Origin of the sequence: Sinorhizobium sojae CCBAU 05684 (assembly GCF_002288525.1) — a bacterium.
Lineage (GTDB): Bacteria > Pseudomonadota > Alphaproteobacteria > Rhizobiales > Rhizobiaceae > Sinorhizobium > Sinorhizobium sojae.
In genome coordinates, this window is record NZ_CP023068.1 from 595,118 (window position 1) to 611,176 (window position 16,059).

The window sequence follows — 16,059 nt, forward strand, 5'->3', positions numbered from 1 at the left end:
GCGGCGCGACGCGGAAGCTGCAAGGCACCGAGACAAAATCCACCATCCATCCGGCGTGCGGCATCGTACACCGGCCGATGATAGCTGCTCGCCTACTCGATGAATACGCGAACGGCGGCCGCGCGCCCCAGCGCGTCGATCACGGTCAGCGTCGAATAGCCGCCGCCATCCGGAATCCACTGGCTCACTCTCCGGCGGGTCACTTCCGGCAGCGGTCGGCCATTCGCGAGCCAGCGGAAGGGAGCGCGGCCGCCCTGCAGCTTCAGGATGAGGGGCATGATCCTTTCGCCCGCCTTGGCGCCGAGCTCCACCCGTGCGCCCTCCGGCGGGAAGACGATCTGCGGCGCAGGTTCCCGGATCGATGTCTGCGGCAGCCCGCTCGCGGTTGTCGAGAAACGGCGCTGGCCGACCGGCAGTTCCGCCTGAGAGATGCGCACGGCCCCGGCGGGCGCATCCGGCAAGGGGGTGATGGAGATGCCGGCCTTGGCGAAGGCCTCGAACAGGATCGGCGCCGCCGCACCATAACCGGTCAGTCCGGGCACGGCACCATTGTCGGGCCGGCCGACCCAGACACCGAGCACATATCGGCCGTCGAAGCCGACGGACCAGGCATCACGGTAGCCATAGCTGGTGCCTGTCTTGTAGGCGATTCCGCGCTGTCGGCTGCCGGCCGGCGGCAGCACGCCGGAGAGAATGTCGGCCACATGCCAGGCGGCAACGTTGGACAGCAGCGGCTCGCCGTCAAGCGGGCCTGCCTTGTCCTCGATGCCGTTGCCGAGGCGCACCGGCCAGCCGCGATTGGCAAGCCCCGCGTAGAGCTGGACGAGATCGCGCAGCGTGATACCGGCGCCGCCAAGGCCGATCGCGAGTCCCGGCGCTTCGTGTGGCGGCAAGGCGAGGCGCACGTCCGCGCGCCGGAACCGCACCATCAGCCGCGCGGCCCCGACCGCGTCAAGCAATCGGATCGCCGGCACGTTGAGGGAGAGCTGCAGCGCCTGGCGGATGCTGACGTCGCCCTGGTAACTCATGTCGAAATTGCGCGGCCGGTAGCCGAAGAAGTCCGCCGGCCGGTCTTCGATGATTGTTTCCTGGGCGACCAGTCCCTCCTCGAAGGCGAGCCCATAGATGAAGGGCTTCAACGTCGACCCGGGCGAGCGCGTAATCCGCGTCATGTCGATCCAGCCGGAACGGCTGGCATCGAAATAGTCGGCCGAACCGACCTCGCCGAGGATTTGGCCGGTTCGGATATCTGCCATCATCATCGCGACCGAGACCTTCGGACCCAGCTTCGCTGCGCCTTCCCGCGCGACACTTTCCAGGCCGCGCTGAAATTCGCGGCGAAGCGTCGTCTGATGCCGGAGCGCCTTCGGCTCCTTTCGGAGCGCCGCTTCGGCAAGATGCGCCGCAAAGGCCGGAAGCTGCAGGCGGCGGGTGGGAACGGGTGCCATTGCAGCCCGATCCGCCTCGCCCTCGCCAAGGACCTTGACAACCGCCATGCGGGTCAACACCCGCTGGCGAGCCGCCTCAGCAGCCGCAAGGTCGCGGTCCGGTCGGCGCTTTTCCGGAAGCTGGGGCAGGGCGACAAGAAGCGCGGCTTCGGCGACCGACAGTCGGCGCGGCTCTTTGCCGAACCAGGCGAGGCTCGCGGCGCGCACGCCTTCGAGATTGCCGCCATAGGGAGCATGGGTGAGATAAAGGTCGAGAATCTCATCCTTGTTGAGCCGCCGCTCGATCTGGATGGCACGGGCGACCTGCTTGAGCTTCGCCGCCAGCGAGCGGCGTTCGCGCGGTTCGATCAGCCGCGCCACCTGCATCGAAAGCGTCGAGGCCCCGGAGACGATCCGGCCGCTCGTGACGAATTGCAGCGCCGCCCGCCCGAGCGCCAGGAGGTCTACACCGCGATGCTCCCGAAAACGCCGGTCCTCATAGGCAATCAGCATCGCGATGAAACGCGGGTCGACATCCTCGACCGTCGTCTTCAGCCGCCACAGGCCTTCCTCGGTGGCGAAGGCACGCAGCAGATGACCGTCCTTGTCGAGGACCTCCTTCGAGTAAACTTGCGGCTTTGGGAGAGGTGGCGGAAAGGCCTTGTCCGCCCATTCGAGGGCAATGGCCGCAAACGCGGTGGTAATGCCGACAGTCAGGATGAGCAGCGCAACCGTTCGAGAACGTCGGACGCGACGGGCATTGTCGAGACCGGCCATACCCCCCTCTGCCCTGCCCGGCATCTCCCCCACAGGAGAGGCAGAGGGCCGGGTCTTCGCGCGCCATCGCCCGCGCGACTTCCTCACCAAGCCGACAAAGCGCTTCCACAGAATGGACATGGCGCGTTCTACTGGCCTGCCAGCACCTCCATGCGACCTGTCGCCGTGCGTGCCGAGAATTGCGGCCGGTACATGTCCTCGACGCTTGCGGCCGGATGATCATAGCTTCCGGGCGTCACGGCGCGGACGACATAGGCGAGCGTGATCTCCCGATTGTCGCCGGCCGAGCGATCGAAGGCCGCGACGAAGCGGTCGGTGCGGAACTCGGTGTGGGCAGTCTCCACCTCGCCGATCCACTCGAAGCTCGAAAGCTGCGCGCTGTCGACCAGGTTGGGATTGTCGATCTCGAAGCCGGCGGGCAGGAGGTCCGTGATCAGCACGCGCGATGGCCACGCATTGCTCTCCGTGACCTTGAGCACCGCGACATAGCGCTCGTTCTGCCGCGCCTGGCTGACATTCGTCTCCACCCCGTCGAGCGTGTAATAGGTGCGTTCGATCGAAAATCCGTCGCCGCCGGCGGAAAGCGGTTGGGCTGGCGCCGCGAGCGTGGTTACCACCGCCGATACGGCCTGGGAACCATTGTTCCGGATCACGACCGGATGGGTCATCAGTGCATCGCCGCTGATGCGCGCGGCATAACTGCCGGAGCGTTCGGCGCCGTTCACCTCCAACTGCATGTCCTCGTCGCCGCCCTCAATGGCGCGTGCGGCGAGCAGCATCCAGGTCTGCTCCTGCGTGCTGGTATATTTCGCCTCCTGCCATTCTTTTGCGACGATCCTGGAAAGCTCGGGAATGATCGGCGGCACCGGCCGGCTCTCCGCCGCAAGCGCGAGCACCGCAGCATCGTCGCGCAATGAGGAACCGTAGTCCGAGCGGGCGAGGCTGACATTGACGAGCCCCGTCGACATGTTGACGGCGGCCGCGAAGATGTCCTGCGAGCGCTGGGCATCGCCATAGAGCGCAAGGGCGGCGGCAATATGGGCCTTGGCGAGCGGCGTCGGGAAGTCGTTCAGCATCGTATCGGCGTAATAACGCAGGTCGCTGATCGCCGCCTTGCGGTTGCGTGCAAGCACATAGAGAGAATAGGCGATCTCGTTTCCGCGGTCCCGGACATTGGTCTCGTAGCTGAGTGCGTTCTGCAGATTTTTCAGCGCCTGAACCATCGCCTGCTCAGGAACTTCGTATTTCTGCTCGCGCGCGCGGGTCAGGAAGTCGGTGACATAGGCGTCGAGCCAGAGGTCGCCGTATCCGGGACCCCAGAGGCCGAAGCTTCCCGAGGAGGATTGATAGGACAGCACGCGGTAGATTGATTCCTGCACGCGCTTGTCCACGTCTTCATCCTCGGCGAGGCCGGACTGCTTCGAAAGCTCGCTCAAATAGAGGAGCGGCAGAGCGCGGCTTGTCGTCTGCTCCGCGCAGCCATAAGGGTAGCGGTCGAGCGTCATCAGGAGCGCAGGAATGTCGAAAGCGGCCGAGCGCGTCACATTGAGGCTGACGGAGGCACCCTGCAGAACGCTGTCTGCGAGCAGCTGATCGTCTATGGTCAAGCTGCTGCCGGCGGCGATCGAGACCACCTGCCGCTGGGTGACGGGCAAGGCGGCCGGGCGAACCGGGACATTCACGACCTGCTCGAGCGATTGGCCCGCAGCGTCCGTCAGTGCCACCGTGACTAGGCCGTCGCCAGGATATTGACCCTCGACTGGCAAGGTGATGGTGGATTTGCCGCCGGCATCCAGCCGAAGAGTATCGGCTGCCATCTGTTCGACGGTGACGGGGCCGTTTGTCGCCACCTGCAACCGATAGTCGCCGGCCGGTCCATCGGTATTGGCAATATCGAGCCTGAGTTCCGCCCGGTCTCCGGGAGCGAGAAATTTCGGCAGGCTCGCGGTCACGACCACCGGATCGCGGATCACCACGTCCTTTGCCGCGTGACCGACGCCGTTCTTCGTCCAGGCGACCGCCATGACACGCGCCGTGCCGTTGAACTGCGGAATGTCGAAGCTGACATTTGCCCTTCCATCCGCATCGAGTTTCACCGCGCCGGAGAAGACGGCGACAAGTTTTTCGGTCGGCGGACTCCCCTGCAGCGCCATTTGTCCGCCGTCGCCGCCGGTGCGCAGGCGTCCTGCCGCGCCAAGCGATCCGTCGATAAGACGGCCGTAGTAATCCCGGATTTCGAGACCGAGCCGTCTCTGGCCGAAATACCATCCGTCGGGATCGGGCGCCTCGTAGTGGGTGAGATTGAGGACGCCGACGTCGACGGCGGCGACCGTGACATAGGCGTCTTCCTCCGCACCGGCGCCTTCGACCTTCAGGCCGATATGGAGTGGCCGGCGCGGCACCGCCTTCTCCGGCGTGTCCAGGCTGACGGCGAGCTTGCGGTCGGCCGGATCGACGGCGAGCCACTTGATGCCGATGGCGCGCATCGGCATCCGGCTTTCCTGAGCATCGCCCGGGCGATAGAGGGTGGCGGTAACATAGGCGCCCGCACCCCATTCGGCGGTGACCGGTAATTCCACTTCGCCACCCGCTTCGGCAATCGTCACGGTCTTTGTCGCGATCAGCTTTTCCGTGCCGACCGTTACCAGCAGTTCGCCGGAAAAACGTGGCGAGACCTTGAGCCTTGCGGTCTCGCCGATCGCATAATTCTCCTTGTCGAGAGCGATCTCGAGCCCGTCCGGGGTCTCCGTCGAGGTGGCCTCGACATACCAGCCGGCGTCGAACTCGACGCTCGAGGCGGGCCCATCGACGGCCGTCGTCTCGATCTCGAGCCGGTAGCGGCCCCAGCCGACCGGTACGGAGATGTCGCCGCCGTTCCCCGTCACGTCGACCGTGCCGTTGGCCACCTGCTTCGTCGAGATGACCGGCTCGTATTTCCAGGCGGTGCCGTCGCGATACCATTGGTAATTGCGCTCGACGCTGATCAGCTTCCAGAGCAGTCCTGGCATTGCGACCTTGGCGCCATGCTCGCCGACCGCGATCACATGGAATTTGGCGACCGAATTTTCGGCGAGGTCACCGGCAAATTCCGGCTTGATGCCGACCATCGGGCCCTCCGGCTTCACCGGCAGCGTCAGCGAGCGCTCGACCGCGCGCCCGCCTGCCTCGCGCATGCGCAGGGTGACCTTGGCATTCAGCAACTGGGTCGTCGAGGGCACGTCGGCGAGATCGACGTCGAAGACGGCTTTGCCGTCTGCGTCGAGCGGTTCAAGACCCTCGAGCGGCGCACGCGCTTCCTCGCTCGCCTCTTCATCGGCGAAGCCGAAGAAATATCCCTTGAAGGCCTCGCTTTCCCGCGTCGGCTTGACCGATACCTCGCCCTCGAGCGTGAGGCCCGCAGCCGGCGCGCCATAAAGGAAACGGCCGTCGACGGCGACCTCTATGGGTGTTCCGAGTTCGATCTCCTTGACGTCGCTCGTCAGGTCGAATTCAGTTCGGTCCGGCACGAAATCGTCGACAAGGAACTGCTTCTCGCCGATCGCCGAGCCCTTGGGATCAGTGAATATCTGCATGGTCCAGGTGCCGCGCATGGCGTTTTCCGTGAGCGGCAGGTCGAGCGTGTGTCCTCCGAGCTTGCCGCCATTGCTGACCAGCCGTCGGTCCTCGGCTCCATCGGGCCGCAGGAAGACGAAGGTGAGCGGCAGGTTCTCGACCGCCAGGGCATCGACGTCGCGCGCAAGCGCTGCGGCATGCACCGTCTCGCCGGCGCGGTAGATGCCCCGTTCGGTCCAGGCGAATATGTCGATTGCGCCCGGTGCCGGCCTGCCTGTAACGCCGCGGTCCGAAAGATCGAAGCCGGCACGGGTCATGTCCAGGAAGACATAGTCGCCGTCACCGTTCCGGGCTGTGATGACGGCCGGCGTCATGCTGGCGGTGCCGCGGATCAGGCCGGCGTCGAAAGTTGCGCGCCCGTCCGCATCGGTGCTGGCGGTTCCGAGCACCTCGTTGTTCTTGGCGATGAGCTGCAGCTCGACGCCGGCGAGCGGCTTGGCGCTGGCCAGCGAACGCACGAAGACCGAGAGCCCGTCGGTGCCGGCAAAGGTGGAAATGCCGATATCGGAGACGATGAGCCATTGCGTGGCGCGGGCATCCCATTCCTGGGTGAGGGCCGTGGTGGAGACTGCGGTGAGCACATAGACGCCCGGCTTGCGTTTGGGCAGCGCCTCGTCGACCGGGAAGCTCGTGACCACTTCCTTGTTGAGTTCGGTCTCGATGTCGATGCTGCCGTGCCAGACGAGTTCGCCGTTGTCGGCCTCGATGCGCTCGGCGCTGTAGCCGTCGAGCTGGGACAGGAATTGAGAGCTGGCAAGCAGTGACGCGATGCCGCGGTCGCCGATGCGGTAGAGCTTGAGGTTGGCGCTTTCCGTATTCACCGACACGATCGGAATGCCGCGTCGTGCCGTCGACGGCAGCACGAAGCTGTCGCCGGTGAAACGCACCATCGGCGCCCGGTCCTTGACATAGATATCGAGGCTCACCGGCGTTTCGATGATTTCGTCGACGGAGGAGGGGAGGCCGGGACGGAACGCCAGCTTGTAAAGCTGCCCGTGCGCGAGACCCTCGATGCAGATTTCGCTGCCCTTGGCCTCGACTGCCTTCGGAGCCGTGCCGTTGAGCGTTACGAAGGAGGCGTAATCCGGACCGTTTTTCAACAGCTGTTCGGAGAACTGAACGCAGGTGCGCGGGCTGGCGCTATCCGCATCGATCGTGTGGCCGGTGACGCGGAAACCCTGCCTTGCCTTGAGGTCAAGATAGGCGGTCTCGACGGTCTTCGCCTGCACGAGCTCGAGGCTCGCCTTGTAGGCGCTGAGCGCGGAGCGATAGTTCTGCAGGTTCTCGAGCGCCTGGGCGAGAACGGCGAGTGCATCCGCACGGCTTTCGGTCGTACGCGTCAGCTGATAGCCATTGAGCGCGGCGTGTGCCGCCTCGCTTGCCATGTCCGTGCCGCTGGTGAAGCGGTTCGCGGCGCGGGCCGTTTCGAGCCACAGCTGAGCATCGTCGGGGCTGATCGCCAGGGCACCGCGAAAGGCCTTGACTGCGTTCACGAAGTTGCCGGCTGTCAACTCGCCGCGCGCCGTTTCGACCAAGCCGTTGACGCCGAAACCGAGCTGATCGTCGGTCAAGGCGAGCCCGGCTTTGACGTCGCGCGCCTGCTGCAGCAGGTCGTCCGAGACGAAGGAAAGGCGCGGCGGAGCGCCGATATCGCGTTCCCCGCTCGCGGTCTCGACGATCCTGCCGGCGATCGCACCCGGGAAAGTGTTCAGCTGATTGAAGTCGGACTTGAGGAAGCACCACTTCACCTTGGGATTGTAGGTGAAGGCGCGGCAGGAGCGATCAGTGATGCAGGCGGTCTGGCATTCTTCGAGAGAAACGTTCTGCTCAGTGCGCAGGTCGAAGCCGAAATAGTCGGCATCGTTGGCAATTTCGACCTTGCGTTCGGTTTCGGCCGCCGCTGCGGTCGTTCCGGACGAGACGAGCGTAAGAAGAAGAGTGGAAAGGCCGAGAAACGCGCGCACAGACATGATGTCCTCCCAGGGCTGCCCGCTTCGAGTGAGCATCACTCTTCCAATCTTCCCCAAGCCTTGTCAACCGAGCATTAAGCGGTTGGTCTGTTGCAACCATAGGAACCCCTGGGCGAAGGTTCAGGAGGCGGTCGGTGCGAAACCGCTCATGGCGCCGATATAGAGTTTGGGAAGCGGTGCGGCATAAGAGCTGCGCTTGCTGGTCTTAAGCCCTTGCGCGACCAGCGCCTCCGCCTGTTTGACCGCCGCCGCCACGCCGTCAATGACCGGCACGTCATACTCCCGCTGAAGGGATCGGGCGAGGTCGGCCATGCCGGCGCAGCCGAGCACGATCGCCTCGGCGCCGTCTTCCCCGAGCGCGCGCTCGATCTGGCGCTTGAGCTTGTGGATCGCGCCGGAGGCTTCGTTCTCGAGTTGCAGCACCGGGATATCGGCAGCGCGAACCTTCGCCCGCCCGCCCATGCCGTAATGCCGGATGAGGTTTTCGATCAGGACGCGGGAGCGCTCGAGCGTCGTGACGACGGTGAAGCGCTGGGCGAGGAGCGCCGCAGTCACCACCGCGGATTCGCAGAGGCCGAGCACCGGAATGTCGGCAAGCGCGCGCGCGGCGTCGAGTCCCGTATCGTCGAAGCAGGCAATGATGGCAGCCTGCGCCCCTGCGGCTTGGCCGTCGCGGATTTCCGTGAGCAGGCCGGGCACGGCGATCGCTCCGTCATAGTGCCCCTCGATCGAGGCCGGTCCGCTCTTCGACGTGGCGGCGATAATTTCCGTGCCGTGCCCGGCGACAGCCCGTGCGGCAGCTGCGGCCTTTTCGGTCATTGAGACGGTGGTGTTCGGATTGACGATCAGGATGCGCATGGGTGTCAGCTTAGCTTCGCCTGCCGGCGCCGCAGCAAAAGAATGACGGCGACCGTGAGGAGGATAACGGTGAAGGAGAAGAGGGTCGTGACCGTGCCTAGCGCATAGAGCACCGGCGTCGTCACATTGGTGGTCATGGCGTAGATTTCGAGCGGCAGCGTATTGTAGGTGCCGGACGTCATCAGGGTGCGGGCGAATTCGTCATAGGAGAGGGTGAAGCCGAAGAGGCCGACGCCGATCAGGCTCGGCGCGATCATCGGCAGCACCACATGGCGGAAGGTCTGCCAGGGCGTGGCACCGAGATCGCGCGCGGCCTCCTCATAGGCCGGCGAGAAGCGGTTGAAGACGGCCAACATGATCAGCACACCGAAGGGCAGCGTCCAGGTCAGGTGTGCACCGAAGCCGGACGAATACCAGGCGGGTCTGAGCCCGAACTGCTGGAAGACGACGCCGATGCCGAGTGAGATGATGATCGAGGGCACCACGAGGCTTGCGACCGTCAGGTAGAAGAGAGCGGTGGAGCCGCGGAAACGGTTTCGGAAGGCGAGGCCCGCTAGCAATGCGACGACCACATTCGTGACCGTGACCATGAGTCCGAGCGTGAAGGAACGACGGAACGAGGCGCCGAAGTCACCGACCGCCTGCGTCTCGAAAAGATTGTAAAACCAATGCAGCGAAACGCCGTTCAGCGGAAAGGTCAGACCGCCATCCGGTCCCTGGAAGGAGAGGATGACGATGGCCGACAGCGGACCATAGAGGAACAGGACGAACAGCGCGAAAAAGGCTGCGAGGATGTAGAATTCCTTGGTGCGGGCGTCGCGGTTCATCTTAGAGCTCCCTGCGGATATCGACGACCCTGAGGATCGCGGCGACCATCAGCAGCACCACGATCAGGAGGACGACCGCGTTCGCGGCGGCGGCCGGATACTGCAGCAGCGACATCTGGTTCTTCATCATCAGCGCGACGGAGGCGCTCTGGCCGCCGGACATCACCTGGACCGTCGAGAAATCGGCCATCACCAGAGTCACGACGAAAATCGAGCCGATTGCCATGCCGGGCTTGGCGAGCGGCAAGACGACGTTCCAGAGAACCTGCCAGCCGGATGCGCCGCAGTCACGCGCCGCCTCGATCAGCGATCGGTCGATGCGCATCAGCGTGTTGAAGATCGGCGTCACCATGAAGAGCGTGTTCAAGTGCACCATGGCAAGAACGACGGCGAAGTCGGAATAGAGCAGCCAATCGACAGGTTCGGGAACGATGCCGAGCTCGATCAGCGTGGAGTTCACCAGACCGTTCCGGCCAAGAACCGGGATCCATGAGATCATACGGATGATGTTGGAGGTGAGAAATGGCACGGTGCAGACGAGAAAGAGCGCCATCTGCATCGTCGTCGTGCGGATGTGAAAGGCGAGGAAATAGGCGACCCAGAAGCCGATCACGAGCGTCAGAGCCCAGGTGAGGGCTGTGAATTTCATCGTGTTAAGATAGGTCTTCCAGGTGACCCAGGAGCCGAGCGTGTCGGTGTAGTTCATCGCCAGGAAATCGGGATAGAGGCCCGCGAAGTCGTAATCCCAGAAGCTGACGACGATGATCATCAGGATCGGCAGGACGAAGAAGAATCCGAGGATCAGCAGGAGGGGCGTGGCCTGGAGATAGGCGATGAGCCAGCGAGGCGCGGCGAGAAAGCGGCGGGTATTGCCGGTCTCGATCTCTGCTGGGCTTGCGACTACCGTCATTATCTGTCCTCTCGGATTTTTGCGGCATTGGAGATTGCCCCTCATCCCCCTGCCGGGACCTTCTCCCCGCCTGCGGGGAGAAGGGGCTCGCCGCGGCCTCCTCGTCCCTGTCCGCCTCAGGAAGGAAAGTGTGGGAGCGGCGCTCTCGTCCCCTCTCCCCGCGAGCGGAGAGGGGGCTAGGGTGAAGGGCAGAACCCCATGCTGAGGGCGTTGTTACGCCGCGATGAACTCGTTCCAGCGGCGGACCATGTAGCGGTCTTCGTCCATCACCGAGTTCCAGCAGGCGACCTTGCCCATGCGCTCCTCGAAGGAGCCGCCATCGCGAACGGAGCCGGCCTTTTCCATGATCTTGCCCTCGGGCGAGAGGATATCGCCCTTGGCGGGCTTGCCCTCGACCCAGAAGCCCCATTCGTCCTCGGACATGTGGGCCTTGGCCGTTTCCATGGCTGCTGAGTAGTAGCCTTGGCGGTTGAGATAGGCGCCGACCCAGCCCGAGAGATACCAGTTGATATATTCATAAGCCGCGTCGAGCTGAGCGCCCTGGAGGTGGGCGGCAAGGCCGAGGCCGCCGCCCCAGGCGCGGTAGCCCTCTTTGAGGGGCTGGTATTTGCAGGCGATGCCCTTCGAACGCACGGCTGCGACGGCCGGCGACCACATGGACTGGATGACGACCTCGCCGGAGGCCATGAGGTTGACACTCTCGTCGAAAGACTTCCAGAAGGCGCGGAACTGGCCGTCCTGCTTGGCTTTGATGAGGAAGTCGATCGTCTGGTCGATCTCCGCCTTCGTCATGTTGCCCTTGTCGGCATATTTGATGTTGCCCATCGCCTCCATGATCATCGCGGCGTCCATGATGCCGATGGACGGGATGTTGAGGATCGCCGTCTTGCCCTTGAAGGCCGGATCCATGATGTCGGCCCAAGTGGTGATCTCGCGGCCGACGAGGTCCGGGCGGATACCGAGCGTATCGGCATTGTAGATGGTCGGGATCAGTGTCATCCACTGCGTCGCCTCCTTGGCAAAGGCCTTGGAATCCTGCGCCTCGACAAAGCCGACCGTGTGCGGTGCGGTACCCTGCGCGATCACGCTGTCCGGCGTCAGCTTGCCGTCGATGAAGAGCGGTACGATCTTGTCGTAATACTTGATCTTCGAAACATCCATCGGCTGCATGACGCCTGCCGGAAAGACCTTCTTGGCAATCCAGTATTCGATGTCGGCGATGTCGTAGGAGTCCGGCTGGGTGACGGCGCGCTGCGCGGCGGCGTCGGAATCGGTGGCCGTCATCTCGAGCGTAATGCCGAGGTCTTCCTTGCACTTTTCGGCGATCGCATTGATGTTGGAAACGCCGGTACCGAACTGCCGGAGCGTGATCGGGTTCTGCGCCCAGATCGTCGGGAAGCCGGTAATCGCGCCCGAGCCGGCGATCGCGCCGACGGCGGCGGCCCCGGTCTTCAACAGCGAGCGGCGCGAAATGCCCTTTGCGGGCGTGGCAGTCTTCGTTTCAGTCGTCATGCTTTCGTTCCCCTTTTGGTGGTGCATGGATCGGATGGAGCGGGACCTGGCGTATTTCGCTGCTTCTTATCCCCGTATCAGGCTGACACGCGGCCGAGGGGGATCACGTCCTCCATGGCCCAGCTCAAGGAAACCGCATCGCCTGTCGACACGGGCTTCCTGAAATAATCGGCATCGGAGACGAGGACGGTGAAGTCGTCGCTGCCGGCGCCGATGACGGTGATCTTTACGGAAGCGCCGCGATACTCGACATTCGAGACGACGGCCTCGAAGCCGAGTGACCTGTTCGACGCCGGCTCGAGGCGCACGCGGTCGGTGCGAATGCCGATATCGATCGGCTTTCCGACCTCTTGGGCGATGGCGCGGACAGTGAAGCTCCGGCCGTCCGGAACTGTCAGCGTGACGATGCCGTCATCGATTGATGTCACGAGGCCGGAGAGCACGTTGTGGTCGCCCATGAAGCGGGCGACGAAGGCGGTAGCGGGCTTTTCGAACACCGTGCGCGGAGCAGCCGCCTGCTCGATGCGCCCGTTGTTCATGATGACGATCAGGTCGGCGAGCGCCATCGCCTCTTCCTGGCTGTGCGTCACATGCACGAAGGTGATCCCGAGGGTCTTCTGCAGCTTTTTCAGTTCCGCGCGCATGCGGATCTTCAGGAACGGATCGAGGGCGGAGAGCGGTTCGTCGAGCAACAGCGCTTCCGGATTGGTGATGAGTGCTCGGGCAAGCGCCACACGCTGTTGTTGTCCACCTGAAAGCTGCGCTGGGCGGCGCCGCGCATAGGCCTCCATCTGCATCAGCTTCAGCATCTCGAGCGCCTTGGTGCGGCGCGCGTCTTTTGCGACGCCCTTCATCTTCAGGCTGAAGGCGACATTGTCGACGAGGTCGAGATGCGGAAACAGCGCGTAGGACTGGAACATCATGGCCGTGCCGCGCCTCGCCGGCGGGAAATCCGTGACGACGACCTTGCCAAGGCGGACATCGCCCGAGGTGATGCGTTCATGCCCGGCGATCATGCGCAGCGTCGAGGTCTTTCCGCAGCCGGATGGGCCGAGGAAGCAGCAATAGCTGCCGGCCGGAATCTTCAGGCTGATCTCGTTAACGGCCGTCGTCGTGCCGTAGACCTTCGAAACGGAAGCAATATCGATTTCTGCTGCCTTGGACATGGGGCCCCTTTCCTTGCAGCAGAGGAGAAGCATCAAGCGTGCCAGTTTCCTAGAAGCCTGATTTCTCAGGCAAGTTCCTCCCGTCTCTGCTCGATCCCTGGCAAAGGTGACATTGGTTGCACATTTAATAGGCGTTTGTCTCCAGGAGGCGCCTATATTGTATACAATTATAAATGCGGATTGCGTGCAGATTGTGGATTAACTTCCATGGTGCCACGCGCTACGGTCGAAGGCTCGCAATTGTATCGGTCGGATTCGCAATCCTATGACTCAACCCAATTTGTCTCCGGCGGAAACCGCCATTGATGTTGACGCTCGGCATATTCGCGATGCGATCCGCGAGGCGATCGTCGAGCGTCGGTTGGCGCCGGGAACGAAGCTGTCTGAGACGGACGTCGGCAGCCTCTTCAATGTCAGCCGCACCCTCGTTCGCGCCGCCCTTCAGGCGCTTTCCTACGAGGGGCTGGTCAATGTCGAGAAGAACCGCGGCGCATTTGTTGCTCAACCCACGATCGCCGAGGCGCAACAGATCTTCGCGACACGCCGGCTGCTCGAGCCTGTGATCCTGCGCGAGGCGGCGCGGCGGATCGGCAAGGCCGAGATCAGGCACTTGCGGCAGCATTTGGCGGAGGAGGAAAGGCTGCGAAACGAGCGCGGTACCTCCGCCCGTCGCGCAGAGATCAAGGCCTCCGGCGATGTTCACCTGGCGATCGCCGAAATGAGCGGCAACGCCATCCTAAAGAGGTTCATGGACGAGCTCGTCGCCCGATCCTCCCTCGTCATCGCGCTCTATGGACGCACAGTGGCTTCGAGCTGCGGCCACAACGAGCATCAGCAGATCATCGACGCGCTGGAGAGAAAGGACGTCGATGCGGCCTGCGCACTGATGGTCGAGCACATCGACCACATCGAGGCCGATCTCGACCTCAGGTCGGCAGAAAAGGGGGCCGATTTGCGGGCTGCGTTGCGCCTATGACGGGCACCGCAATGCGCCGGCATCAGCCGTTCCAATCGACAGCGCCGACGCTCTTGCCGCTGGAGCGCGATTTGTGATATTTCTAACAAGGATCTGACGGCACCTATCTGAATAGGGAATCTGGCGCTAGTTGCGCGGCGAAGGAATGATGACCAATCGCAAGACGACGCGGATTGCCACCTTGGCGGATGCCCTGACTGCTCGGCGGGTGCTGCATCTGAAGGAGGCGGCCGCGCTTCTCGGCGTATCGGAGATGACCGTCCGCCGCGATATCGGCGACAATCCGGGGCTTTTCGGCTATCTCGGCGGCCACATTGTTTCGGCCGCCGATATCGAGGGCGATGCGCCCTACGAGCTTGCGCGCGCGGCCGACAGCCACGCCGCGGCCAAACGGGACGCCTGCGCCCACGCCGCAAGACATATCCGCCCAGATGAGTCGATCTTCATCGATTGCGGCACCACGCTTGAATATCTGGTCGAGCTGATACCGGAGAATTATCCACTAACGGCCGTGTGTTACTCCATGAACACGGCGGACCGGCTGACGCGAAAGCCGAATGTCCGCATGGTCATGCTGGGCGGGGTCTATCATCCGTCCTCGGCTTCCTTTTCCGGCGGCGCCGGACTGGAGACGCTGGATCAGCTCGGCATCAACGTTGCGTTCCTCTCGGCCGCCGGCGTCGATATGGTAAGGGGCGCGAGCTGCGTGCATTTTCATGAGGTTCCGGTCAAGCAGAAGGTCATTTCGCTCACCCGCGAAAACTACCTCGTGGTCGACAAGAGCAAAATCGGCAAGTTGAAGCCGGCCTTCTTTGCGCCGATGGGGGCCTTCCGGTCGGTGATCACGGAGGATGGCGAATCCTCGCTTGCAGCGAACTGATGTATGCTGGCCGGCAGGCCCGTCGGGTCATCTTGACTCGGTCCGGAATTGGTGGAATTCTAACAAAAGATAGAAATACAACAATGTTGGGGCCGTGAGCGGCTGCCGACGAAAGACGGATCAGGAGAAGTCGCTTGGAAGAGCTTGCAGCGAGGGGCGCCGTTGTCGCCCCTCCCGTGGGCGCAGGCCACAATTGGCCGCGCAATGACGGGATCGACCTTGATCTTGGCTGGGTGCTCGACCAGCGTGTCAATCTTTCGGCGGCGGAGCGGCGCGTGGCGACGCTGCCGGGCCGGCGCACGGTGAAGAAGGACGCGCAGGCCGCGTGGCTGTTGAAGGCGGTAACCTGCATCGACCTCACTACGCTCAACGGCGACGATACGCCGGAGCGCGTCAAGCGCCTCTGCGCCAAGGCCCGTCAGCCCGTACGTCTGGACCTCCTCGATGCGCTCGGCGTGGGCGATCGAGACATCACCACGGGTGCAGTCTGCGTCTATCATCGCTTCGTCTCGACGGCGGTGGAAGCGCTCGAAGGCTCCGGCATTCCGGTCGCCGCCGTCTCGACCGGCTTTCCGGCGGGGCTCGTGCCGCACGACGTCAAGCTTCGGGAGATCGAGGCCTCGGTCGCGGACGGTGCGCGGGAGATCGACATCGTCATCACCCGCGAGCATGTGCTGACAGGCAACTGGCAGGCGCTTTATGACGAGATGCGCGATTTCCGTGCCGCCTGCGACGATGCCCATGTAAAGGCGATCCTGGCGACCGGCGATCTCAAGACGCTCCGCAATGTCGCGCGCGCCTCGCTGGTCTGCATGATGGCCGGCGCCGACTTCATCAAGACTTCGACCGGCAAGGAAAGTATCAACGCTACCCTGCTCGTCACCCTCGTCATGCTCAGGATGATCCGCGCCTATCAGGAACGGACCGGCCTGAAGGTCGGCTATAAGCCGGCCGGCGGCATCTCGGCGGCGAAGGACGTGCTGAACTACCAGTTCCTGATGAAGGAGGAGCTCGGACGGGAATGGCTCGAGCCCGATCTCTTCCGCATCGGAGCATCGAGCCTGCTGGCCGACATCGAGCGTCAGCTCGAACATCATGTCAGCGGCGCCTATTCGGCCCTCCACAGACACCCGATCGGATAAAG

Annotated in this window: 10 protein-coding genes; 3 read left to right on the forward strand and 7 right to left on the reverse strand. The window is 63.6% G+C overall.

Annotated elements, in window-relative coordinates; translation table 11 throughout:
* Positions 1 to 92 precede the first annotated feature (92 nt).
* The 7 genes from pbpC to SJ05684_RS20440 all read right to left on the reverse strand — a co-directional run bounded on the left by pbpC (position 93) and on the right by SJ05684_RS20440 (position 13,059).
* Positions 93 to 2,228: a penicillin-binding protein 1C gene (gene pbpC, locus SJ05684_RS20410; RefSeq protein WP_034855560.1), complete on the reverse strand. Its 2,136-nt coding sequence runs from the start codon at positions 2,226 to 2,228 to the stop codon at positions 93 to 95.
* Positions 2,229 to 2,332: 104 nt separating this feature from the next.
* Positions 2,333 to 7,786 (reverse strand): alpha-2-macroglobulin family protein, encoded by a 5,454-nt coding sequence (locus tag SJ05684_RS20415; RefSeq protein ID WP_034855562.1) that lies wholly within the window; start codon positions 7,784 to 7,786, stop codon positions 2,333 to 2,335.
* A gap of 120 nt (positions 7,787 to 7,906) precedes the next feature.
* Positions 7,907 to 8,644 (reverse strand): aspartate/glutamate racemase family protein, encoded by a 738-nt coding sequence (locus SJ05684_RS20420; RefSeq protein ID WP_034855564.1) that lies wholly within the window; start codon positions 8,642 to 8,644, stop codon positions 7,907 to 7,909.
* A 5-nt stretch (positions 8,645 to 8,649) separates the two neighbouring features.
* Positions 8,650 to 9,471 carry an ABC transporter permease gene (locus tag SJ05684_RS20425; RefSeq protein ID WP_034855566.1) on the reverse strand — a complete coding sequence of 274 codons (822 nt, stop codon included), beginning with the start codon at positions 9,469 to 9,471 and terminating at the stop codon, positions 8,650 to 8,652.
* A gap of 1 nt (position 9,472) precedes the next feature.
* Entirely contained in the window at positions 9,473 to 10,381 is a 909-nt protein-coding gene (locus tag SJ05684_RS20430; protein WP_034855569.1) for an ABC transporter permease, read from the reverse strand.
* Between the two features lie 213 nt (positions 10,382 to 10,594).
* Positions 10,595 to 11,893 carry an ABC transporter substrate-binding protein gene (locus SJ05684_RS20435; RefSeq protein ID WP_034855708.1) on the reverse strand — a complete coding sequence of 433 codons (1,299 nt, stop codon included), beginning with the start codon at positions 11,891 to 11,893 and terminating at the stop codon, positions 10,595 to 10,597.
* 77 nt (positions 11,894 to 11,970) lie between these two features.
* Entirely contained in the window at positions 11,971 to 13,059 is a 1,089-nt protein-coding gene (locus tag SJ05684_RS20440) for an ABC transporter ATP-binding protein (RefSeq protein ID WP_034855571.1), read from the reverse strand.
* Between the two features lie 265 nt (positions 13,060 to 13,324).
* On the opposite strand from SJ05684_RS20440, the gene SJ05684_RS20445 reads away from it, so the two are divergent.
* The 3 genes from SJ05684_RS20445 to deoC all read left to right on the forward strand — a co-directional run bounded on the left by SJ05684_RS20445 (position 13,325) and on the right by deoC (position 16,057).
* Positions 13,325 to 14,035, forward strand: coding sequence for a GntR family transcriptional regulator (locus SJ05684_RS20445; protein ID WP_034855572.1), 711 nt, complete (start codon positions 13,325 to 13,327; stop codon positions 14,033 to 14,035).
* Between the two features lie 148 nt (positions 14,036 to 14,183).
* On the forward strand, positions 14,184 to 14,915 hold the full coding sequence (locus SJ05684_RS20450; RefSeq protein ID WP_034855710.1) for a DeoR family transcriptional regulator: 732 nt from the start codon (positions 14,184 to 14,186) through the stop codon (positions 14,913 to 14,915).
* A gap of 134 nt (positions 14,916 to 15,049) precedes the next feature.
* On the forward strand, positions 15,050 to 16,057 hold the full coding sequence (deoC, locus tag SJ05684_RS20455; RefSeq protein ID WP_034855574.1) for a deoxyribose-phosphate aldolase: 1,008 nt from the start codon (positions 15,050 to 15,052) through the stop codon (positions 16,055 to 16,057).
* Positions 16,058 to 16,059: the final 2 nt, after the last annotated feature.